21 protein-coding genes are annotated in these 21,497 nt (G+C 55.3%); 17 read left to right on the top strand and 4 right to left on the bottom strand.

Annotated features, from left to right (window positions below; translation table 11 throughout):
- The first annotated feature begins 16 nt into the window (after positions 1-16).
- The 9 genes from BMW84_RS05775 to BMW84_RS05735 all read left to right on the top strand — a co-directional run bounded on the left by BMW84_RS05775 (position 17) and on the right by BMW84_RS05735 (position 7,894).
- Positions 17-832 carry an Fpg/Nei family DNA glycosylase gene (locus tag BMW84_RS05775; RefSeq protein WP_091065419.1) on the top strand — a complete coding sequence of 272 codons (816 nt, stop codon included), beginning with the start codon at positions 17-19 and terminating at the stop codon, positions 830-832.
- Complete coding sequence (locus tag BMW84_RS05770; RefSeq protein ID WP_091065416.1) at positions 822-1,667, top strand: deoxyribonuclease IV; 846 nt, start codon at positions 822-824, stop codon at positions 1,665-1,667. The genes BMW84_RS05775 and BMW84_RS05770 overlap by 11 nt, the downstream gene beginning before the upstream one ends.
- A gap of 17 nt (positions 1,668-1,684) precedes the next feature.
- On the top strand, positions 1,685-2,035 hold the full coding sequence (locus BMW84_RS05765; RefSeq protein ID WP_091065414.1) for a cyclic-phosphate processing receiver domain-containing protein: 351 nt from the start codon (positions 1,685-1,687) through the stop codon (positions 2,033-2,035).
- Positions 2,036-2,040: 5 nt separating this feature from the next.
- Positions 2,041-2,358, top strand: coding sequence for a thioredoxin family protein (locus BMW84_RS05760; protein ID WP_254772941.1), 318 nt, complete (start codon positions 2,041-2,043; stop codon positions 2,356-2,358).
- Positions 2,355-3,137 (top strand): ABC transporter ATP-binding protein, encoded by a 783-nt coding sequence (locus BMW84_RS05755; protein ID WP_091065409.1) that lies wholly within the window; start codon positions 2,355-2,357, stop codon positions 3,135-3,137. The genes BMW84_RS05760 and BMW84_RS05755 overlap by 4 nt, the downstream gene beginning before the upstream one ends.
- Positions 3,134-4,201 carry an SAM-dependent methyltransferase gene (locus BMW84_RS05750; protein ID WP_254772876.1) on the top strand — a complete coding sequence of 356 codons (1,068 nt, stop codon included), beginning with the start codon at positions 3,134-3,136 and terminating at the stop codon, positions 4,199-4,201. The genes BMW84_RS05755 and BMW84_RS05750 overlap by 4 nt, the downstream gene beginning before the upstream one ends.
- A 126-nt stretch (positions 4,202-4,327) precedes the next feature.
- Positions 4,328-5,866: a serine/threonine protein kinase gene (locus BMW84_RS05745; RefSeq protein WP_091065404.1), complete on the top strand. Its 1,539-nt coding sequence runs from the start codon at positions 4,328-4,330 to the stop codon at positions 5,864-5,866.
- A 116-nt stretch (positions 5,867-5,982) separates the two neighbouring features.
- The gene (locus BMW84_RS05740; RefSeq protein WP_091065402.1) at positions 5,983-7,050 is read left to right on the top strand and encodes a ThiF family adenylyltransferase; all 1,068 of its coding nucleotides are present in this window, start codon (positions 5,983-5,985) and stop codon (positions 7,048-7,050) included.
- A 112-nt stretch (positions 7,051-7,162) separates the two neighbouring features.
- The gene (locus BMW84_RS05735; protein ID WP_175498686.1) at positions 7,163-7,894 is read left to right on the top strand and encodes a response regulator transcription factor; all 732 of its coding nucleotides are present in this window, start codon (positions 7,163-7,165) and stop codon (positions 7,892-7,894) included.
- Between the two features lie 45 nt (positions 7,895-7,939).
- Here BMW84_RS05735 and BMW84_RS05730 read toward each other — a convergent pair whose 3' ends face one another.
- Together BMW84_RS05730 and BMW84_RS05725 are read right to left on the bottom strand one after the other, a co-directional pair.
- Positions 7,940-8,443, bottom strand: a complete 504-nt coding sequence (locus BMW84_RS05730; RefSeq protein ID WP_091065398.1) for a C40 family peptidase — start codon at positions 8,441-8,443, stop codon at positions 7,940-7,942.
- A 278-nt stretch (positions 8,444-8,721) separates the two neighbouring features.
- Positions 8,722-9,363 (bottom strand): thiamine diphosphokinase, encoded by a 642-nt coding sequence (locus tag BMW84_RS05725; RefSeq protein ID WP_091065396.1) that lies wholly within the window; start codon positions 9,361-9,363, stop codon positions 8,722-8,724.
- A 164-nt stretch (positions 9,364-9,527) separates the two neighbouring features.
- On the opposite strand from BMW84_RS05725, the gene BMW84_RS05720 reads away from it, so the two are divergent.
- A complete protein-coding gene (locus BMW84_RS05720) occupies positions 9,528-10,001 on the top strand; it encodes a low molecular weight protein-tyrosine-phosphatase (RefSeq protein WP_091068109.1) in 474 nt (157 codons plus the stop codon).
- A 102-nt stretch (positions 10,002-10,103) separates the two neighbouring features.
- Here BMW84_RS05720 and BMW84_RS05715 read toward each other — a convergent pair whose 3' ends face one another.
- The gene (locus BMW84_RS05715) at positions 10,104-10,835 is read right to left on the bottom strand and encodes an alpha/beta hydrolase (protein ID WP_091068106.1); all 732 of its coding nucleotides are present in this window, start codon (positions 10,833-10,835) and stop codon (positions 10,104-10,106) included.
- Between the two features lie 266 nt (positions 10,836-11,101).
- Here BMW84_RS05715 and pdhA point away from each other — a divergent pair, with 266 nt between their 5' ends.
- From pdhA to BMW84_RS05680, 7 genes are all read left to right on the top strand, one after another.
- Positions 11,102-12,169 carry a pyruvate dehydrogenase (acetyl-transferring) E1 component subunit alpha gene (gene pdhA / locus BMW84_RS05710; protein WP_091065394.1) on the top strand — a complete coding sequence of 356 codons (1,068 nt, stop codon included), beginning with the start codon at positions 11,102-11,104 and terminating at the stop codon, positions 12,167-12,169.
- 15 nt (positions 12,170-12,184) lie between these two features.
- On the top strand, positions 12,185-13,162 hold the full coding sequence (locus BMW84_RS05705; protein ID WP_091065392.1) for an alpha-ketoacid dehydrogenase subunit beta: 978 nt from the start codon (positions 12,185-12,187) through the stop codon (positions 13,160-13,162).
- A 25-nt stretch (positions 13,163-13,187) separates the two neighbouring features.
- Positions 13,188-14,849: a 2-oxo acid dehydrogenase subunit E2 gene (locus BMW84_RS05700; RefSeq protein WP_091065389.1), complete on the top strand. Its 1,662-nt coding sequence runs from the start codon at positions 13,188-13,190 to the stop codon at positions 14,847-14,849.
- 3 nt (positions 14,850-14,852) lie between these two features.
- A complete protein-coding gene (lpdA, locus tag BMW84_RS05695; RefSeq protein ID WP_091065387.1) occupies positions 14,853-16,265 on the top strand; it encodes a dihydrolipoyl dehydrogenase in 1,413 nt (470 codons plus the stop codon).
- A gap of 158 nt (positions 16,266-16,423) precedes the next feature.
- Positions 16,424-17,218, top strand: a complete 795-nt coding sequence (locus tag BMW84_RS05690) for a thymidylate synthase (protein ID WP_091065384.1) — start codon at positions 16,424-16,426, stop codon at positions 17,216-17,218.
- Positions 17,215-17,706 carry a dihydrofolate reductase gene (locus BMW84_RS05685; protein WP_091065382.1) on the top strand — a complete coding sequence of 164 codons (492 nt, stop codon included), beginning with the start codon at positions 17,215-17,217 and terminating at the stop codon, positions 17,704-17,706. Before BMW84_RS05690 ends, BMW84_RS05685 begins: the two co-directional genes overlap by 4 nt.
- A gap of 166 nt (positions 17,707-17,872) precedes the next feature.
- The gene (locus tag BMW84_RS05680) at positions 17,873-19,360 is read left to right on the top strand and encodes a glutamate synthase subunit beta (protein WP_091065379.1); all 1,488 of its coding nucleotides are present in this window, start codon (positions 17,873-17,875) and stop codon (positions 19,358-19,360) included.
- An 88-nt stretch (positions 19,361-19,448) separates the two neighbouring features.
- On the opposite strand, the gene BMW84_RS05675 is transcribed toward BMW84_RS05680, so the two are convergent.
- On the bottom strand, positions 19,449-21,449 hold the full coding sequence (locus BMW84_RS05675) for a methyl-accepting chemotaxis protein (protein WP_091065376.1): 2,001 nt from the start codon (positions 21,447-21,449) through the stop codon (positions 19,449-19,451).
- Positions 21,450-21,497 lie beyond the last annotated feature (48 nt).

Raw genomic sequence — 21,497 nt, 5'->3', positions numbered from 1 at the left:
GGAAGGACGATGACCAATGCCGGAATTTCCGGAAATGGAGAATTACCGAATGCTGCTGGGCCAGCATATCATAAATATTCCGATTACCGCCGTAACGGTGAACCGGGAAAAGTCAATCAACATGGACGCCGATGCCTTTGCCAAAGCGCTGGTGGGGGCCAGAGTGGTATACGTAGAACGGCGGGCCAAACATCTGCTGTTCCATCTGCACGACGGCCGCCGGCTGCTGCTTCATCTGATGCTGGGAGGGCTCTTATACTACGGACCCGAGTCTGAGCGGCCGGACCGCACGACGCAAGTGGAAATCGCATTCGGCGATAACCTTTTGTATTTCATGGGCCTGCGGCTGGGCTACTTGCATTTGCTGTCCGTAAAAGAAAGCGAAGCGGCCATGGGCAAGCTGGGACCCGAACTTTTGGATCGGCGGATGACGGCAGAACGTTTTGCCGAGCTACTGCGCGGGCGGCGCGGGGCGCTTAAGAGCCTGCTGGTCAACCAGCAGGTCATGGCAGGCATCGGCAACTGTTATGCCGACGAAATTGCCTTCGAGGCGCGTCTGCTGCCGTCGGCGCTCGTTCAGAATCTGTCGCCGGAAGCTGTCGGGCGGCTGTATGATAGCGTCCGCAAGGTGCTGACCGAAGCGACCGAGATCGGCGGGTACATGGAGATGCCGTTTATGGCCGGCGATACGGTGACAGGCCGGTACAATGATTGCTGCAAAGTGTATGACCGCGGAGGCGAACCGTGCCTACGCGACGGGGGAACGATTGTCAAAACCGAGCTTTCCGGCCGCAAGGTGTTCTACTGCCCGGAATGCCAGCATGAAGGCTAAACCTTATATTGGAGCGCATGTCAGCATCCGCGGCGGTTATGGGCAGGCAGCCCGGTTCGCCAGGGAGAGCGGCGCGACATGCTTTCAATATTTTCCGAAAAATCCGCGCAGCCTGAAGCCAAAGACATTGGAAGCGCGCGATGCGCACGCCTGCGCGGAATATTGCCGCGAGCATGGCATCGTTTCTTTTGCGCATACACCCTATCCAACGAATCTGGCCGCGCCTGCCGCCGGCCCTTCGCCGCGCAGTCTGATGGTCGCTTCGCTGCGCAACGATCTGCACATCGCCGAAGCCTGCGGCTCGCTTGGAATAATCGTTCATTTTGGCCAATTTTCCGGCTTGGAGCCGTTACAAGGCTATCAAAATATTATACAATGTTTAAACGAAGTGCTTGCCGATTGGCAGGGGAAGGCGAGGGTGCTAATCGAGAACCAGGCCGGGAACCATGGCCGCGAAGGAATGATGCTGGAGGAACTTGTCAAGATCAGGGAACTCTGCTTATATCCGGACCGAATCGGCTTTTGCCTCGACACCTGCCATGCATTTGCGGCCGGCATTTGGGATCCGCGGCGGACGGAAGATTTGCTTGAGCATGGGGCAAAGCTGAATTATTGGCCTCATCTCGGAGCCGTTCATTTGAATGACTCGTTATATGATTACGGCTCGCGCCGGGACCGCCATGCGCCGCTGGGACAGGGAAGGATCGGCATGGAAGGCTTGAAATCGCTGATCACGGCACCGCCAATGCAAGGAATGGCAATCGCCATGGAAACGGAAAAAGGGCCGGATGGCACTCACCGGCATGAAATTAATGTCGTTAATCAATGGTTTTGAAGCGGGGAGGGATCCGGGTGATCCATGTGTATATGGACGATCTCAGGAAACGGCCGCCCGGGTTCACGCTGGCAAGGACGACAGAAGAGTGTCTGCTGCTGCTGCGGGAATGCGAGATCGGCGTTTTGTCGCTGGATTACGATATGGGGCCGGAGGATGTAAGCGGCGGGGAGGTCGCCCGCAAGATGGTGCTTGAAGGGCTGTACCCGCGGGAGATCTATCTGCATACCTCCAGCGCGCTCGGGCGAAAGGCAATGTACGAGACGCTGTACCCTGCAGTGCCGCTGGAGACGTCGCTGTACTCCGGTCCCCCTGATGCACGCCGGTTGAAGGAAATTGCCGAAGAAGCGGAGGCGAAACGGCCGTGAACGAGATGGAGCAGAAGGAACTGCTGGAGCTGATCGGGCAGGCCGGCGCACCGCTGGTCGTATTCGGTTATACCCCGATATGCGGTACCTGTAAGGTTGCGCTGCGGATGCTGGAGATTGCCGGGACGATGCTGCCTTCCGAGGTGACCCTTGTAAAGGCAAACCTGAACCTCATGCCTCAGCTGGTAAGCCAATATAAGCTGTCGAGCGTTCCGGTGCTGATGGCGGCTCCGGCAGACCGCAGCGGCGTGATGAACATTTTATACCGTATGGGCTCCGTGCAGCATGTTCTGGACTACATAAGGAGAGTGGCCTTATTATGATATCATTGCAGCATTTATATTTGCGGCGGGAACAAACGCAAATCCTTGAAGATGTTACGCTTGAGATGCACCAAGGAGAGAACTGGGTCATTCTCGGGCGCAACGGCTCGGGTAAAACTACGATCCTTGAAATGCTGACCGGGTATTTGTTTCCGAGCAGCGGTACGGTAACGGTGCTGGGCCACAAATACGGCGAGGTTGATATCCGCGAGGTGCGCAAGGAAATCGGCTACATCGGCCCGTCCCTTATGGAAAAGCTTTCGCTAAGCGATCCTGTCTGGGAAGTAGTGGCTACCGGGGCATATGCTTTTCTGCGGTTCTATCAAACGATCCCGGAAGAGGTGAAGGTCCAGGCGATCGCGCTTCTCGAAGAAATGAACCTGGGCGACCTGGCCTTTCACCCTTTCGGAACGCTGTCCCAGGGAGAGCGTAAAAAGGCGATGCTGGCCCGCTGCCTGATGGGGAATCCCAAGCTGCTGATTATGGACGAGCCATGTGCCGGACTGGATTTGTACGAACGCGAAAAAATGCTTGCCGAAGTGGACAAGCTGAAACAGCGCAACGTAATGGTGGTCTACGTGACGCATCATGTAGAGGAGATCGTTCCGCTCTTTACGCATGTGGCGCTGATCCATGGCGGACAATTGGCCGGCGCCGGCCGCAAAGAAGAAGTGCTGACGAAGGAAATGCTCCAGGCGGTCTACGATCTTCCCGTCGAAGTGGAATGGCAGGACGAACGCCCCTGGATAAAAATAAAAGCTGGAGGCAATACCCATTGAATGAGAATCTAAACCTGGCCGGCGATCTCGCCGAGAATCGTCAGGAAAAAGCGGTCTCCCGCTATATTTGCACTGCCAACCACGGGTTTGCACCGTATGCCCAGGAAGAGCTGCGTCGCCTATTCGGGGCGGTAAAGAGCACGCTGCTGATCCCGGGCGAGATTTTCGTGGCGACGCTGGAGGTTGAGCCGGAGGAAGTGCCGCAGAAGCTGCTGGCAGAACCGCCGGTCTTTCTGCGCCATATCCAGCCCGTACAATTCCAGGATCAGGGCAGCCTGGAGGCACTGGAACGGCTGGCAGTGTATCTGAGCCGCCGTACGGAACTGGAGCACGAACGGGTCGCGCTGCATGTCCGCAAAGGCGCCGTGTCATTCTGGGAGAGCAGTCCGGGCGAACTTCGCGAGTGGCTGCAGGAGCAGTTGGAAGGACTGGAAGCGGATTTTACGGTGCAGGACCCGGCCTGGATCGTTTCGGTGTATGCCGACAAGGATGCGCTGTATGCCGGCGTATCGCGACCGGAACATAATTTATCCAGCTGGAACGGCGGAATGATCCGCTTCCGCAAGGAGGACGGTCAAATCTCCCGCGCAAAGTTCAAGCTGATGGAAGCGGAAAAGGAGTTTGGCATCCCGTTCGGCAGTTTCCGCAAAGCCGTCGATATCGGCGCTTCGCCGGGCGGCTGGACGTCATTCCTGCTGGAACGCGGGGTTCACGTAACTGCCATTGATCCGGCGCTGATGCATGAGTCCCTGCGCAAACATCCGAATCTCCGGATTCTGCGCAAAAACGCCGGCGAGGTCAAATTCAGCGACAATGAATTCGATCTGCTCGTCTGCGACATGAGCTGGAGCCCGAAGCTGATGGCGAAGCTGGTTACTGGCCTTCTGCATGGCCTGACGCCGGGTGGAACCGCCTTGGTCACCGTAAAGTTGATGCACAAAAAACCAATGGCGCTGATCAAGGAAGTCATTGCGATGTTCGAAGGCCAGCGCATGCAGGTACAGCGGGCGAAGCAGCTGTTCCATAACCGCGATGAGATTACGCTTTATATGATTAAATACTAAGGCGCAACTAACCTTAGATGATTTTTGTAAAAGGGAAAGCATCCCTTCTATTCGGCGGCCGACAGGCTGTACGTAGAAGGGGCTTTCTTTTTTTTGTGTCCGCTGAACTCAAAAGGGGGAAAATTGATGGGCATTCAAACGAATTTGGCTGTCGGCAATGTCTTAGGGGGAAGGTATGTGATTCGGGAACGGATCGGCTCAGGCGGGATGAGCCATGTGTATTTGGCCGAAGATCTGCGGCTTCCGGGCAAGCGGTGGGCGGTGAAGGAAAGCGTTGGGGCCGATATGGCCAAAGGCGGCGAGATCGAAGCGGAAGCGAGGCTGCTAACCACGCTCAGTCACCGCAGGCTCCCGCGGGTAGCTGACTTTTACCCGCCGGACGAAGCGGGGTATTGCTATCTGGTGATGGATTACATCGAAGGCGTCACGCTGGCTGAATCCATGCGCAGCGCCGGATTCCCGCCGACCCCCGAGTTCATTGCCCGTTGCGCCCGGCAAATCCTTGAGGTACTGATATATTTGCATGAACTGTCGCCTCCGGTCATTTACCGCGACCTTAAGCCGTCTAACATCATGTTTGACCGGACAGGGGAGCTGATGCTGATCGACCTCGGCATCGCCAGGCAGCACCGGCCCGGTGCGGCGGAAGATACGGAAAAGCTGGGGACGGAGGGCTTTGCCGCGCCCGAGCAGTACGGGGGCGGGCAGAGCAGCCCCGCGTCGGATTTGTACGGGCTTGGCGCGCTCCTGCTCTATATGGCGACCGGCGGGCGGCACACCGCCTGGCAGCCGCGGATGGAGGAGCGGCTGCGCGGTGCGGTGCCGGAGGGGTGGATTCCGCCCCTCCGCCGGCTGCTGCGCTATCACCCCGAGGAGCGCTTCGCCAGCGCGCGGCAAGCCCTTGCCGCGCTGGAGGCTTGCGGGCCGGCGGAGGACCGCCCCGGCCGTGCAAGCGGGGGCCCCGACCGAAGGCCCGGAACGGGCGCCTTCGGGCAGGGCACGCAGCGGGAAAGCCCCGGCGCGCCGCCGCCGGTGCTGATCCCGCTGCTCGGCGTCGCGCCGGGCCTCGGCACGACGCATGCGTCGCTGGCCGCCGCCGCCGCGCTGGCGGCCCACGGGACCGTGGCGTGGGTGGACCTCACGCCGCAGTCCCCGGTGTTCCGCCGGTTCGCCCGGCTGCTCGCGCCGGGCGAACCGGCAGCGACGCCAGCCGATCCCTCCATCGGCTGGCGGGGTGTCCGGCTGTGGGCGCTGCCGGACGGAGGCGCCCTGGACGAAGTGCTGGCCACCCGCCCGGACTTCGTCGTGCTGGACCTGGGCACCGGGGAGGAAGTCGCGGCGCGGGAGCGGTTCGCCCGCGGGGACTGCCCGGTGCTGGTGGCCTCCGGCGCGGACTGGCGGCTCGCCGAGCTGCCCGCCTGGCTCCGCCGGAGCGGCCTTGCGCCGGAGCCGCGCTGGCGCCTGGCGCTGCCGCTGGCGGAACGCGCCGCCGCGGCATACCTGGAGTCGGCACTGGGCGCGGGGGAAGCCCGCGCGTTGCCGCCACAGCCGGACCCGTTCCAGCGCAAGGGTAAGCTTGGCGCCGTCCTGCTGGAACTGCTGGAACCGGCATTGCGTCTTCGCCGTGAGCGTCAGAAAACAGCCGCAAAAATGAAGCCGCAGTAAATCATTCGAGCCCAAGGATACCTCGGCTATTTCCTCCAACCTTGGAGCTATGCTAAAATGAGCAAATGATTCAGCTTGTCCGGAGTTCCAAATATGTTGAACGGGGGAAAAGGGAGATGGGCAATAACGAAATAGACAAGACACAGGAGAATCTGCTTGGCCGGGAAGGCCGTTACTCCCGCCAGGTGCGTTTTGCGCCATTCGGGGCTGAAGGGCAGCGGGGGCTTGCAGCCTCCACCGTGCTGATCGTCGGCGTGGGGGCCCTCGGGACGGGGATCGCGGAAACGCTGGCCCGCTGCGGCGTCGGACGGATCATCCTGGCCGACCGCGATTATGTGGAATGGAGCAATCTCCAGCGCCAGCAGCTATATACGGAAGCGGATGCCGAAGCGCGGACGCCCAAGGCTGCGGCCGCCCAAGAGCGGCTGCGGCAGATTAATTCCGGTATCGTGATTGAAGCCCATATTATGGACGCGCGTGCGGAGGAACTCGAGGGGCTGGTAGCGGGAGTGGATGTGATCATGGACGGGACGGACAACTTCGACACCCGGCTGATCATCAACGATCTGGCACAAAAGCACGGCATCCCCTGGATTTACGGTGCCTGTGTCGGCAGCTACGGCATTACCTATACAATATTGCCCGGCGAAACCCCTTGTCTTCATTGCTTGCTCGGTACGGTTCCGCTGGGCGGCGATACCTGCGACACGGCGGGGATTCTGCCGCAGGCGGTGCAGCTGGTTACCGCACATGCGACGGCGGAGGCGATCAAGCTGCTCGGCGGTCGCCGCGACCAGCTGCGCAGCCGGCTGCTGTCCTTTGATATTTGGCACAACGAACATCAGGAGATCGGCGTCAAAGCCGCGAGAAAGGCGGATTGCCCATCCTGCGGTTCCCGGCCTGTGTATCCTTATTTAACGGCAGCCAATACAGAACGCAGCGATGTGCTGTGCGGACGGGACACCGTGCAGATCCGTCCGGCTTGCCGTCAACCGCTGGATTTACCGGAAACGGCCAGACGGCTGGCCCGGCTGGGAACGGGAACCGTGGAGAGCAATCCGTTCCTCGTGTCCTATGCCGAAGGGCCTTACCGGATGGTTATCTTCGGGGACGGCCGGGCGCTGGTTCACGGCACCAGCGACATCGCGGCGGCCCGCAGCTTCTACCACCGCTATTTTGGATAAGTGATTATAATGCCAAAGACCATTCCGCAGAGGCAATAACGGAATGGTCTTTGGCATTTTCGGAGACAATAGGCGCTGTGCGAACAGGTAATTTTGTAAGCGGGGGATGTCGATGAATGAAACGGTAATCGGATATGCCACCGGTTACGCCGGACAATCGGAAGAGGACCGAAGAGGCACAGCGGAGTTTCCGGTAAAACAATACCTGGCCGAGCTTGGGCTTAATCTGTTGTACTGCGACAGCATGACCAAGCTGCAGGAGCTGCTGTTATCGTCAGAGCCGGCGCTGCTGCTTGCGGCACTGCCTGTCGGGGCGAATTGGGAAGGCTGGCCGCTAATTTCGGACATCCGCGAGCGCGGCATTGTCCTGCCGGTGATGGTTGTGGCCTTTACCGGTTCACCGGAGGATGCGGCGGGAGCGTTTGCCGCCGGAAGCAATGAATATATGCCGCTGCCGCTGCACGGCGGCGAGTTCAAGGCAAGAGTCGCCAACCTTTTGCATCTATCGGGCAGAAGGAGCGCCGGGACCCCGCTGCGGGTCGACGGGCTGATCTTCGATCCCGGCCGGCGGCATGTCAGCAGAGACGGCGTCGAAATTTCCATGACGCCCAAAGAATACGAGCTGTTGTACTATCTTGCCCGGCATACCGGCAAGATTTGCTCGCGCGAAGAGATTTTGCGGCATGTTTGGGGGTACCATTTTCATGTCGGAACCAATGTCGTGGATGTGTACATCCGGCATATCCGGCAAAAAGTGGACCGCGGAAAACGCAAGAAGCTGATTTCCACGGTCCGGGGCAGCGGTTATGTATTGCGGGCGCCGGATGACGGCGCCGCGGAGTGACACTGCGCAATAGTCGTTCGGGTCAGGTGTGTTCACTTTGAACGTTTACAGGACGCGACGTGCCTTCAGGTACGTCTTTTTCCAGTTGCCTGCGTTCAGATTGGAGATTGTCACGCCCGGAGAACCGTAGGTATGAAGGATTTTACCGTTGCCGGCATATACCGCGACGTGGGTAACGTTATGGCCGTTGGCTCTGCTGCCGCTGGAGAAGAATACGAGATCGCCGACTCTAAGGTTGGCTTTCGACACCGCCTTACCTACTTTGGATTGGGCAACGGATGTACGTGGCAGATTAACGCCGTATTTCTTGAAAATATATTGAGTAAAGGAAGAGCAGTCGAAATAACGGGTCGTCGTATTGGAAGCCCCGAATCTATAGGGTGTACCCAAGAATTTTTTCCCAAGTGTAATGATCGATTGACCGGTTGAAGATACGGATGCTGCAGCCACCGGTTTGGTGCCGACTTCAGTCGCCATCAGGCCTCCAAGGCCGATTGTCGTGCACATGCTCACGATAATTGCTTGCTTGAACCATTGATGTTTTTTCATGATGTAAATACCTCCCAGTTTTGAATCTATCTATCAGTTTCGATCTCTGATTCGTAGTATAGCAGGTAAATGGTAACCTAATTGTTTCCAGAGAGGGCTTAAAGTCAAGCGGGGAGCGGGGTGGAAGCGTTTTATTAAAAGATCATTAAAAGTTACAAAAAATTAATATTTAAGCTCTGCTTAAGCGTAAAAAAACCAGGAAACCCTTAGAGCAGCAAGGGAATCCTGGTTTTTTCGTTTTGAATCAAAAAGGTTACAGCGATGTCTCTTTCTATGTATCAATCCTTACTCTGAAGGATCAGCAGCAGCCCGCTTTCAATGGCCACCGTCCCCGTTGCGCCAAGCAGACGGTTGCTCACGGCAAGCGATTGTCCCAGCTTCAACGTGGCATTGTCCAGCGGATACTGAAAGCCCTCCAGCGTAATGCCCGTTACTTCCGGCGTCAGAGGGAGCAGGGACACGTACGTATAGCCCCGATCCTCCACGACGGCCTGTGAGCCGGTCAGCGTAATGTAGTTATGCGCGTCGACGATCGTACAGTTGACCTGGCGTTGCTGCGCCCGGGTCATCATCTGGATGGCAGCCAGCGTCTGATCCAGGCGGGAGCCGGTAACTCCTGTCATCAGAATACTCTCCGGCTGAAGTCCGAGCGCCAGATCAAGCGCCAATTCGCTGTCGGTCAAATCCTTGTTGATCGGATCACAGCTCATGATTTCCTTACTTCCTTTTTGAATAGCTTCATATTCCTCCGGCGACACGGAATCGAAATCCCCTACCGAAAGATCGGGGGTTATCCCGTGGGATACTAGAAATAGCGCGCCACGATCCGCACCGATAATATAATCTTCTTCATCTAATAGATTGAGCAGTTCTGCGGTCATCGTACCGCCGGCAACAATCACAACACGTTTGTGCGGCATCATCGTTCCTCCTTATGCAATCGGCTGCAACCTTACCCTGCCCAGTATAAAGCAGATCATAAAGTTGTACAATTGGTGACAGCCGCGTTAAAATAAAGAAAGCGTTACTTTCCTATCAGAAAGAAACGCGATTATGATCACAGGACGAAGGGAAGGTGAGGGTCATTAGCGTAAACGTTCTATTCGTGTGCCTGGGCAACATCTGCCGGTCGCCGATGGCGGAAGCGGTTCTGCGCCACAAAGTCGCCCAGCGCCGGCTGCCGGTAGATATCAGCGTCGACTCTGCGGGAACGGGGAGCTGGCATACCGGGCATCCGCCGCATGAAGGGACCCGACGAATGCTGGACCGTTACGGCATCAGCTATGCCAACATGAAGGCCCGTACGGTGAACAGCGAAGACTTCAGAACATTTGACTACATTATATGCATGGACCCGTCCAACGGCGTTCACGTCCGCAAAGTTCCGGGCGGTGAGCAGGCCAAACTGCTGTATTTCATGGATTTCCTGCCGGAGCATGAGCTGCGTGAAGTACCGGACCCGTATTATACGGGCAATTTCGAACAGGTGTACGAGCTGATTGACGCCGGCTGCGAACAGCTGCTGGAGCATATCGTTGCCGAACATACCGCGGGATGAGGTCAGATGCGGTACCTGTAACCGTTATATTTGAAAGCGCGACCAGAGGCAAGACCTTACATAAGTTTTCCGCTTGTTCACGATTTATTCAATAAAGGCTGTTTAATGGTTCAAAAAATAGAGTAATGATTCAGGGAGCTCTTTTTGCCAAAATCCCCAGAGATGGCGTCCGTCTTTTTCACGGTAATCGACTGTGGCCCCGCGGTCTTCGAGCAATTTCTTTGTTTCGCGGTTCATTTGGACAAAGTCATAAATCCCTGTATCGGTCTGAAACTCCGTCTCTTGCAGGCCGACGACCATGTTGATCTGAAGCCAGGACAAATCGTCTTCGGCGGCGATTAGCTCCCGGGATTGCGGATAGTAGGCTCCTGAGAGACTGAGCACGCGGGTGAAGATGCCTGGATACGCTAGGGCCAGGTGCAGAGAGACGCTGCCGCCAAGGGAATCGCCGGCGACGATACGGCCTTCGGGAACGCGGCTTACGGCATAATTGTGTTCGATAAAGGGAATAATCTCTTCGGCAAAGCAAGAGAGATAGGCTATGAACCGGCTGCCGAACGGAGCGTATTCCTCGGTACGGACCGGGACATTAACCTCGACCCCTACAATAATGAAAGGCGTTACTTGGTTTTCTTGTTGCAGCTGGCCGGCAATTGTGGCGATGCGTCCGAAATTGAAAAATTCTTCTCCGTCCTGGCAATAGACGACGGGGTAGCTCATCGCTTCATTATAACCGGGCGGGAGGTAGATGCGCAGCCGGCGCTCTTCGTTCAGATAAGAGCTCCAGAGCGTTTTTTTGACAATCGTTCGTTTCAGAAAAACAGGTTCGTTCATCGCGGATTCGTCACCTTTCGTGTTTGTTTTTGGAGCGCTTCCGGCATTTCTGCGCGGAAACACTTTATGGTGGATTGTGCTAAATATCATTTCCATGATCAAATATCAAGACTCTGTTACATTATATCAGATCACCTGTTATACATACAAAATTTATGAATTCATAAATTTTATGCGCTTTTCTTTGACGAAAACGATACAACAGGTGTATAATAATTCTATAACAGAGGCCACTGATATTCAAACTTTTTATTGAGGTGAAGATGATGACTAAAGTTCCTTATGAAGTGTATACAGAGGACGTAGAAGCCCTTTCGGTGCTCTCTCCGGACGGCGAAGTGATCAACAAGGATAAGATGCCTTCACTTTCCGACGATCAATTGAAAGAAATTATGTACCGCATGGTATTTACCCGTACTTGGGACGACCGCGCTGTCAACCTGGGACGTCAAGGACGCCTTGGCTTCTATGCCCCGGTATCCGGCCAGGAAGCGACAATGGTCGGCAGCGAATTCGCACTGCAAAAAGAAGATTTCGTTTGCCCGGGCTACCGCGACATTCCGCAGCTGGTATGGCACGGACTTCCATTATACCAGGCGTTCCTGTATTCCCGCGGCCATCAACACGGTGGACAAATTCCTGACGGCGTGAACGTACTTATGCCGCAGATTATTATCGGCGCGCAAATCCTCCATGCCACAGGCATTGCGATGGGCTTCAAATTGAAGAAACAAAACAACGTGGCCATTACGTATACCGGCGACGGCGGTTCCTCCGAAGGTGACTTCTACGAAGGCCTGAACTATGCCGGACGCTTTAAATTGCCGGTTATCTTCTTTGTTCAAAACAACGGTTATGCGATTACGACTCCGTTCGCAAAGCAAACGGCTTCCAAATCGATCGCTCATAAAGCGGTTGCTGCCGGTATCCCAGGGATCAAGGTTGACGGCATGGACGTATTCGCCGTTATTTCCGCCGTGCAGGAAGCTGCCGAACGTGCCAGAAAAGGCGAAGGCGCAACGCTGATCGAAGCGGTAACGTACCGTTTCCGTCCGCATTCCCTTTCCGACGATGCGACTAAATACCGCACGAAGGAAGAAGAAGGACAATGGAACGAAAAGGATCCGATTGCCCGCCTTGCCAAATACCTGGAGAAAAAAGGCCTTTGGACCGAAGAAGACACCGTGCGCGTAAGAGAAGAAGCGAAAGCCACGGTCAACGAACAGATTAAAAAGGCTGAACAAACCGAAAAAATGACTATTCCTGGCTTGATCGACAGCATGTTTGAAGTAACACCAAAACATCTGGAAGAACAAAAAGCCGATTTCGAATAAGGGGGATTACAGGCAATGGCACAAATGAATATGAAAGAAGCAATCCGCGACGCGATGCGCGTTGAATTAAATCGTGATCCAAATGTCCTGATCTTCGGCGAAGACGTCGGGAACGTCGGCGGCGTCTTCCGTGTAACGGAAGGTCTGCAAAAAGAATTCGGCGAAGACCGCATTTTCGATACCCCGCTGGCTGAATCCGCAATCGGCGGCCTTGCTTTCGGACTTGGCGTTCAAGGCTTCCGGCCGATCGCTGAAATCCAGTTCGTCGGCTTTATCTTTGAAGCGCTCGACCAGATCGTGGTTCAGGCCGCCCGCCTGCGCTACCGTTCCGGCGGTAAATATCATGCACCGGTTGTATTCCGCACTCCGTTCGGCGGCGGCGTAAAAGCAGCCGAGCTGCACACGGATTCCCTCGAAGGCCTGATCGCTCAGAGCCCGGGAATTAAAGTGGTTATTCCTTCCAATCCTTATGATGCCAAAGGTCTTTTGATCGCCTCGATCCGCGACAATGACCCGGTATTCTTTATGGAACACTTGAATCTGTATCATGCATTCCGTGCCGAAGTGCCGGAAGGCGAATATACCGTCGAGCTCGGTAAAGCGAACGTTGTACGCGAAGGTTCGGATGTTACCATTATCTCTTATGGCCTGATGGTACATACCGCGACCAAAGCGGCAGACCAGCTTGAGAAGGAAGGCATCAAGGCCGAAATCATCGACCTGCGTACGGTTAGCCCGATCGACATCGACACCATCGTGGCATCCGTCAAGAAGACCAACCGTGCCATCGTCGTTCAGGAAGCGCAAAAGAGCTCCGGCGTAGCGGCAGAGGTTATTGCCCAAATCAACGAAAAAGCTATTCTTCATCTGGAAGCGCCGGTGCTTCGCGTTGCCGGTCCGGACACAATCTATCCATTCGCGCAAATTGAAGATAGCTGGATTCCTACACCTGCCCGCGTGATCGCAGCCGTGAAGAAAGTTCTGGAATTCTAATCAATATACTTGGGAGGTTTTTAAGGTGGCTAAATTTGAGTACCGGTTCCCTGAGCTGGGCGAAGGTCTGCATGAAGGCGAAATCATCAAAATGCATATTAAAGCCGGCGATAAGGTAACCGATGACGATATCATTATGGAAGTACAAAATGACAAGGCGGTTGTGGAAGTGCCTTGTCCGGTAAACGGCACTGTAACGGAAGTATTCACGAAAGACGGCCAAGTATGCCGCGTCGGCGAAGTCGTCGCCATCATCGAAGCGGAAGGCGATATTCCGGAGCAAGCGGGCGGTCATGCCGAAGCGCAAAGCGCGCAGGAAGCGGATGCGGCCAAAGGCAGCGCGAACACGACTTCGTCTCCTGCAGCAGCTGCTCCATCGGCAGCAGGCGGTTCCACGAATTTCAAATATCTGTTCCCTGAGCTGGGCGAAGGTCTGCACGAAGGCGAAATCATCAAAATGCACATCAAACCCGGTGACAAGGTAACCGACGACGATATCATTATGGAAGTACAAAACGACAAAGCGGTTGTAGAAGTGCCTTGCCCGGTTAACGGAACCGTGCTCGAAGTGTTTGCCAAAGACGGTCAAGTGTGCCGCGTCGGCGAAGTGGTAGCCATTATCGCAGCCGAAGGCGAAGTGCCGCAGCAAGAAGGCGGACATGCCGAACCTGCTCCTGAAGCGGCTGCACCTGCGGCAGCTCCTGCAGCGGTTAGCGCGGCTCCAGCTCCGAACCGCGACGTATTGGCTACGCCAAGCGTGCGCAAATTTGCCCGTGACAACGGCGTGGACATTGCCCGGGTAAACGGCACCGGCAAAAACGGCAAAATCGGCCGTGAAGATGTCGAAGCCTTCCTGAAAGGCGGTTCCGCAGCACCTGCTGCTGCAGCACCGGCAGCAGCGGCAACTCCTGCAGCAGCACCTGCTGCGGCAGAAGCACCGAAAGCGAAAGCGGCGGCGCCTGCGGCAGCAGCCGGCGGAGCAGCGCTGGAAGAAGAACGCGTGCCGTTTAAAGGCATCCGCAAAGCGATCAGCAATGCAATGGTTAAATCGGCATACACCGCTCCGCATGTTACCATCATGGACGAAGTAGATGTGACCGAGCTGGTTGAATTCCGTAAACGGATGAAACCTGTAGCCGAGAAGAAGGGCATCAAAGTGACTTACCTGCCATTCATCGTGAAGGCTCTCGTTGCAGCTTCCCGTCAATTCCCGGCTCTCAACGCCATGATCGACGAAGAAGCGAACGAAATCGTCTACAAGAAATACTACAACATCGGTATTGCTACCGACACCGACAACGGCTTGATCGTTCCGGTGATCAAGGATGCTGACCGTAAGAGCATCTGGATGATCGCTAGTGCCATCAGCGACCTCGCCCTGCGCGGACGCGACGGCAAGCTGACTCCGAACGAAATGAAGGGCAGCACGATCTCCATCAGCAACATCGGCTCCGCCGGCGGTATGTTCTTCACGCCAATCATCAACTTCCCTGAAGTTGCGATTCTGGGTACCGGCCGCATCACCGAAAAGCCGGTTGTCAAGAACGGCGAAATCGTATCCGCTCCGGTTATGGCGCTCTCCCTGAGCTTCGACCACCGGATCATCGATGGCGCAACAGCACAAAACTTTATGAACTACATCAAGTCCCTGCTTGCAAATCCTGATATGTTGGTAATGGAGGTGTAATTAATGGTAGTCGGAGACGCTTCAATCGAAATTGACACATTAGTTATCGGGGCAGGTCCCGGCGGGTATGTGGCGGCAATTCGTGCCGCCCAGCTCGGTCAAAAAGTCCTTATTGTCGATAAATCCGAACTCGGCGGCGTGTGCCTGAACCGCGGCTGTATCCCATCCAAAGCCCTGATCTCTGCAGCTCATCAATATGAGGCAGCACAGCACGGCGAAGTATTCGGCATCAGCACCGAAGGCGTTAAAGTCGACTGGGCCAAAACCCAGGAGTTCAAAAACGGCGTCGTTAAACGGATGACGACCGGCGTAACCAGTCTGATGAAGGGCAACAAAATCGAAGTATTCAGCGGCGAAGCGATGTTCATCAATGCAAACGAAGCCCGTTTGTTCAACGAGCATGAATCCCCGCGCTACAAATTCAATAACTGCATCATCGCGACCGGATCCCGTCCGATTGAGCTGAAGCCGTTCCCGTTCGGCGGACGCATTCTGTCCTCGACCGAAGCGCTTGACCTGCCGGAGATTCCGAAAAGCATGATCGTTATCGGCGGCGGCTACATCGGCGCCGAGCTCGGACAAATGTACTCCAAATTCGGCACCAAGGTTACGATCATTGAAGGCATGGACACCGTGCTTCCTGGCTTCGACAAGGATATGACCCGTCTTGTTGCCAAAAACATGGCGAAGACCGGCATCGAAATCGTTACCGGCGCGAAAGCTGAAAGTGCCGTGCAAACCGATAAAGACGTAACCGTAAAATACTCCGTGGGCGGCGAGTCCAAGGAAGTTACTGCGGATTACCTGCTCGTTACGGTGGGCCGCCGTCCGAATACGGACGGAGAACTCGGCCTCGATCTGATCGGCATCGAGCTGGATGAACGCGGACTGATCAAGGTCGACCATCAAGGCCGGACCAACATTCCGAACATCTATGCGATCGGCGACATCGTACCGGGTCTGGCGCTGGCACACAAAGCTTCCTACGAAGGAAAAATTGCTGCCGAAGCCATTTCCGGCCACAAATCCGTCGTGGATTACAAAGTCATCCCGGCTGTAGTGTTCACGGATCCGGAATGCTCCAGTGTCGGCTTGACCGAAAAAGAAGCGAAAGACAAAGGCCTTAAAGTTAAAGCCGGCAAATTCCCGTTCGCGGGCAATGGCCGCGCCGTATCCCTGAACGCACCGGACGGCTTCATCAAGATTGTAGCCAACGCGGACAACAACTTGGTGCTTGGCGCGCAAATCGTCGGTCTGGAAGCTTCCAACCTGATTGCCGAGCTGGGTCTGGCTATCGAAATGGGCGCTACGCTTGAAGACATCGCGCTCACCATCCACGCGCATCCAACCCTTGGCGAAATCGTCATGGAAGCGGCTGAACTCGTGGAAGGTCATCCGATCCACGTCGTTAAATAATCATTCAAAAGCATCGGTATATAGCGGCATGTCTTCCGGAATTCCGGCGGCATGCCGCTTTTCATATATGTATCTTTTATGCAGTACGGAATTGGGTACACGAACCGGAACGATCATGGTAAACTGTAAAAAGATAAAGGACAGAGGGGCGATACACGTTGCGTAATTATCTGGATTTACTGCAAGATATACTGGATCACGGGACGGAGCGGAGCGATCGGACGGGAACAGGAACGATTTCCGTATTCGGCCGGCAGCTGCGGTTTGATCTGGCGAAAGGCTTCCCGCTGGTCACGACGAAACGTATGCATTTGAAGTCGGTGATTCACGAGCTGCTGTGGTTTTTGAGCGGAGAGACGAACATCTCTTATCTTAAAGAGCATGGTGTGTCCATATGGGATGAATGGGCCGACGAGAACGGCAATTTGGGTCCGGTGTACGGCTCGCAGTGGCGGAATTGGGAGACCAAAGACGGCCGGCATATCGATCAGATCGCTGCGGTGATCGAATCTATTAAACACAATCCCGATTCGCGCCGGCATATCGTCAGCGCTTGGAACGTAGGTGAGATCGAAGAAATGAAGCTGCCGCCATGCCACTTCGTGTTCCAGTTTTATGTGGCGAAAGGCAAGCTGAGCTGCATGCTGACGATGCGCTCCGTGGATACGTTTCTCGGTTTGCCGTTTAACATTGCCAGTTATGCGCTGCTGACCCATATGGTCGCCCAGCAGACAGGTCTTGAGGTCGGAGAGTTTATCTGGTCCGGCGGAGACGTGCACATTTACAGCAACCATCTGGAGCAAGTAGCGACGCAGCTGGCGCGCGAGCCCTTCCCGCTGCCGACGCTGAAGATTCTGCGGAAGCCGGACAGCATTTTCGACTACAAGTATGAAGACTTTGAATTCTTAAACTATGAATATCATCCGACCATCAAGGCCCCGATTGCGATATGAGCATTACTTTGATCTGGGCAATGGCGGAGAACGGCGTGATCGGAAAAAACAACGAGTTACCCTGGCATCTGCCGAAGGATTTCGCGTATTTTAAAGCACAGACTTTGGGTAAACGGATGCTCATGGGCCGCAAAACCTGGGATTCGCTCGGCGGCAAGCCGCTGAAGGGCAGAACGAGCATTGTCATTACCCGTGACCCCGGCTTTGCGCCGGAAGGGGCCGAGGTCGTGCATACCCTGGAGGAAGCGTTGGCAGAAGGCCGCAAGGGAGATGAGCTGATGGTCATCGGAGGTGCGGAAATCTACAAAATGTTGCTGCCTTACGCCGATAAGTTGCTGGTGACGCGGATCGCGGCGATAGTGGACGGAGATGCGGTTTTTCCGGACGTGGATTGGCGCCGGTGGGTAGAAGTTTCCAATATTGCTGGCGAACGCGACGAAAAAAATCCGTATGATTACCGATTCCACGTGTATGAACGTTCGCACTAAAAATGAAGCGTTTTCCCTGACACGACATGTGAAATAGTACAAACAATCAGCAAATTAATCCATTACTGTGCAAAAGTGCGGAATGCTACTATAATTAAAATTAGAAATGCTAAACTTAAAAATAGCGCAACATCAAGAGAAGAGAACGGATGGGGGAATCGTATCGATGTCTACACCTACAGGATTCATGGAATATAAACGCCAGCTCCCAAGCGACCGGGAGCCTGAACAACGCGTTAAAGATTGGGAAGAGTTCCACCTCCATCTTTCCGAGGATGAGCTGCGCACCCAGGGTGCCCGCTGCATGGATTGCGGAACCCCTTATTGCCATACGGGAATCGACATGACCGGCGGAACCTCCGGTTGTCCGCTGCACAATCTGATTCCGGAATGGAACAACCTGGTTTACCGGGGACTCTGGCGGGAAGCGCTGGAACGGCTGCATAAGACCAACAACTTCCCCGAGTTTACCGGGAGTATTTGTCCTGCCCCTTGCGAAGGTTCATGTACCGTCGGATTGATCGGACAGCCTGTCACGATCAAGACCATCGAGCTGGCAATCGTCGACAAAGGTTTCGAGGAGGGCTGGATCGTACCGAATCCGCCGGAGAAGCGTACAGGCAAAAAGGTCGCCATCGTCGGTTCCGGCCCGGCGGGTCTTGCCGCAGCAGCCCAGCTGAATAAAGCAGGCCACAGCGTAACGGTCTTTGAACGCAGCGACCGTATCGGCGGCCTGTTGACTTATGGCATCCCGACTATGAAGCTCGACAAAGGCGTCGTACAGCGTCGCGTGGACCTGCTGGCTGCGGAAGGCATTCAATTCGTGACGAATACCGAGATCGGCAAGGATATCAAGACGCAACAGCTTGTGGATGAATACGACGCGGTCGTGTTGTGCGGCGGTGCTACTAAAGCACGCCAGTTCAATGTTCCGGGCAGCGAGCTGAACGGTGTGATGTATGCGATGGACTATCTGACCGGCACGATAAAAAGCTACCTGAATTCCGGCCTTGAGGATGGAAATTACGTATCTGCAGCGGGCAAGGATGTCATCGTCCTCGGCGGCGGCGACACCGGTTCGGACTGCGTGGCGACTTCGCTGCGTCATGGCTGCAACAGTATTACGCAGTTCGGTACGCATGACAAAGCGCCGCTGGAACGTGATCCGATCAACAACCCGTGGCCGCAATTCCCAAATGTATATACGCTGGACTACGCGCAGCAGGAAGCCAAAGCGGTGTTCGGCAACGATCCGCGCGAATTTTCGATCATGACGACAAAGTTTGTCGGCGATGAGAACGGCAACCTGAAAGAGCTGCATACCGTGCAAATCCACCGGACGGTCGATGAAGCCGGACGCAAAATCTATCAGCCGATCCCCGGCACCGAGAAGGTATTTCCGGCGCAGCTTGCGCTGATCGCCATCGGTTTTGACGGACCGGAGCAGGACATGATCCAGGAGATGAACCTGGAAACCGATCGGCGCTCCAACGTGAAGGCACGCTACGGCAAGTACAACACGAACGTGGATAAAGTGTTCGCTGCCGGCGACATGCGCCGCGGCCAAAGCCTGGTCGTTTGGGCGATCCACGAGGGCCGCGAAGCCGCACGCGAGGTCGACAAATATTTGATGGGCTCCACCGTTTTAGCCTAGAATTTGAACATACAAAAAGCCGCCCCCGGAGTGGGGGACGGCTTTTTGTATGTGTGCTGCCGGCTGGAGGAGAGGCTAGGCGCGATGCCTAGTCCTCCAGCTTGAAGCGTTCGACCTTTTGCTGCAGGTTGCCGGCCATTGTAGACAACTCCCCGGATGAGGCGCTGATCTGTTCCATCGACGCAAGCTGCTCTTGGGTCGCGGCCGTTACGCTCTGGAACGCATCCGAGGTCGAACGGGAGATGTTTGAAATTTCGACGACGGAAGCGGCAACCTCTTCGGCACCGGCCGACATTTCTTCGGTGACGGCGGAAATATCGTGAATCTGGCCATTAATTTTGGCGGTCGATTGCTCGATATTCGCAAAGGCGGCTTTGGCCTCTTCGGTAACTTTGATGCCGAGATCTACATCGGCGGACACCCGGTTATGGATCGCTTCATACGTCTGATCAATCAGTACAGTCATCTGTTCAATGGTATCCTGGATGTTTCCGGCGGTGGTTTTGGATTGGTCCGCCAGCTTGCGTACTTCCGAAGCCACGACTGCGAAGCCTCTGCCATGCTTGCCGGCCCGTGCAGCTTCAATGCCTGCATTCAGGGACAACAGATTGGTCTGAACGGCGATATCGGAGATCGCACTGCTCATCGCGGATACGCGGCTATTCAAGCCGTTGAGCTGTTCGATCAATTCAGATGATAAATGGGTCGATTCGCGGATGGCATCCATCTGACGGCTGACCTGACCGATTTTCTCGCTGCCGCTGTGGACATCGGCCTCGGTATCGGCCGAAGAATCCACAATGGAAGCAGCGGCTTCGGCGATTTTTTGAATACCGGCTGACATCTCTTCCATCGCCCGGGACGTTTCGGCCATCGCGGCGGTCTGGGTCTCGGCACCGGCCGTGGAGTCTTGTACCAGCTCGGCTACATAGGCGGTTGCCTTGGAGTTCTCCTCCGTGGTGGCCGTCAGCTGCTGGCTTGAAGAGGCCAAGAGTCCGGAGGTGTCCGAAATGTCGGCTACGATATTGCGCAGCGATTCTACCATGAGATTGTAGTTTTTGGCCAGCTCGCCGATTTCATCGGCGCGTTTAATCTGAATATGTTCGTTCAGATATCCCTCGCTCACACGGCGTGCGGAGACGTTCAAGCGGCTGATCGGGCGGGAGATGGCTCTGACGATAAAGTACATAAGGATCAAGGCGATTACCAAAGCGGCACCCAGAACAATAAGTCCTGTGTACACAATGGGCATGGTCGCTTCCTTAAACTCATTCGAGTTGACTACCCCGACGACCGTAAAGCCGGTTTCTTCATCCGTCGTATAATATCCGCGCATGTCTGCGCCCGTATCGGGATTAACGTAAGATAAATTTCCGTTCTTGCCGGCGAGCAGCTTGACTACATAGTCGGCCACGTCATCTCCGGCTTTTTTGACCGGATGGGCTACGAATTTATGATTACGGTCAACGATATAGTAATATCCCTCTTTGCCGAGTTTAACCGAGCTGATCCGTTCGCTCATTTGCTTGAGATTCAGACTTGTCGCAATCGCGCCTTTGCCGTCCTTTAGCGTCTCGGAAATAAACAAGGTATAATTACCGGTGGTCAGAGAGACGGTTGGGTCGGTAAGGGTAACCTTCCCGGCATTGCTCATGGCCGCTTTATACCAGTCCCGCGTACGGGGATCATAGTCTTGTTTGCCGGGATCCGGGGACTTCACCCAGGCTCCGTTGTTATTGCCGGCGACGAAAAGCTCAAGGCCTGGATGCTCCTTCATGAACAAATCCATGAGCTTTCGCGTATCGGCAGTCGGACTGTCAACTTCCGCAGAGGTCAGCTGTTGACTGAGCTGCTGTACATTCTGCTTGGCCGCAGCGATAGATTGATTAATGGTCGTGGCCATCAGTTCAACGCTGGCGTGCGTGGAATTCTGCATGCTTTTCTCCAACTGTTTGCTGGCGCTGGAGTAAGAGAAATAGCTCACCAGCAGAATAGGGACCGCAAGCGTTACGGCAAAGATGAGCATCATCTTCCGTTGTAGCGATCGGGACGTGAGATTAAGTACGGTTTCTTTAATTTTTGTAATCATGCGATGACTCCCCCTTGGATGCATAGAGGCTGTAGTAATGGAGTTTAC

It is taken from the genome of Paenibacillus sp. NFR01 (assembly GCF_900111565.1).
In the GTDB taxonomy this organism is placed as follows: domain Bacteria; phylum Bacillota; class Bacilli; order Paenibacillales; family Paenibacillaceae; genus Paenibacillus_AQ.
This window is presented reverse-complemented; position numbering and strand designations above follow the sequence as displayed.